Below are 1202 nucleotides of genomic sequence, written 5' to 3' on the forward strand. Positions count from 1 at the left end.
GGGGCGGGGGGCGCACCGGGGCCGGAGCCGCCGGGCAACGTGTCGTGATCCGGCCCGCCGGGACCGGGCAACGTGTCGTGCTCCGCGCCGTCGGCGGTCAGCCCGAGCTCCTCGGCGATGCCCGCCGGCGCGGTGGCGCTGCCGGCGGGCGCGGTGGTGGCACCATCGTCGCGCGCGTCGCGACCGGCACGCGACCGCCGGGAGGAATGGCCACTCGCGGCGGCGCGCCCGCGCTCGCCGCCATCGGCCCCGGAGCGAATCCTGACTGGCATGTGCGGTGGCCTCCGCCTCTCGACGCCGGTGGGGGCTCTCCACACCGATGAGGGATGCCCTCATCGAGTACATCGACGGTACCGGACGACCCCATCGGACATATCGGGCACAGGCCGAATGGGCTACGCCCTGGCGGGGACGCCTACACGGGCGCCGGGAAACCGCCCTCGGGCTGGGGATCGCCCACCGCCGCGGGCCCGCGCGGCTCGACGGCGTCCGGGGCCGGCCCGGCTGCCCGCCGATCGGCGTGGTGTAGCTGGACGACGAGCAGCCCGACCGCCAGTGCCGTCACCGATTCGGCGGCCAGTGCCGCGACCGCGGTGGCCATCGCCCCGCCGCCGGCCGACACCAGCGCCCCCGCCGTCGCCACCGTGGCGACCGCCAGCACCCCGACCACCCTGCGCACGCCCGCGCCCAGCAGGTAGGTGGTGAACATCAGGGTGACCGCCAGCAACGTCATGCTGAGCGCCAGCACCCACAGGGCGGGGGCCGCGCCGGTCAGATGCGGGCCGAACACGAGGCCCAGCAGCCACTTTGCGCCGACCAGCCCGATGGCCGCCAGCACCAGCCCGGGGGTGACCACGAAGGCGAGCGCGATCGCCAGGGTGCCGCCGGCGGGCCGGCCCTCCTTGCGCCGGCGCGCCGCCTCGGGCAGCAGGAAGTTGGCGACCGCGAGGCCGATGAACACCGGCACCTTGCAGGCCGTCGAGATCGCCGCGTAACCGCCGACGCCCGACGAACCCAGCCAGCCGACGATGACCACGTCCATGTTCTGCAGCAGCGCCAGCGGCACCAGCGCGCCGAGCGCGACGGTGGTGTCGGCGATGACGCTCTGGCGGGCGCTGGGCCGCGGCGCCGGGATCGGCACCGGGATCGGACCGGTGGCCGGCGGGGTGCCGTCGTCGGGCAGCTGCGGGGCGGACCAGCGG

The 1202-nt window shown here is 76.5% G+C and carries 1 protein-coding gene and 1 pseudogene; both read right to left on the minus strand.

The features are described 5' to 3' along the window. Positions 1-272, minus strand: a pseudogene (locus tag C1A33_RS26000) (hypothetical protein); the annotation flags it as partial. Between the two features lie 143 nt (positions 273-415). Then, on the minus strand, positions 416-1202 hold a 787-nt coding region (locus C1A33_RS26005; RefSeq protein WP_423748150.1), incomplete at its 5' end, for a lipopolysaccharide biosynthesis protein.

The sequence above is a fragment of the Frankia canadensis genome (genome assembly GCF_900197875.1).
Taxonomy (GTDB): domain Bacteria; phylum Actinomycetota; class Actinomycetes; order Frankiales; family Frankiaceae; genus Frankia; species Frankia canadensis.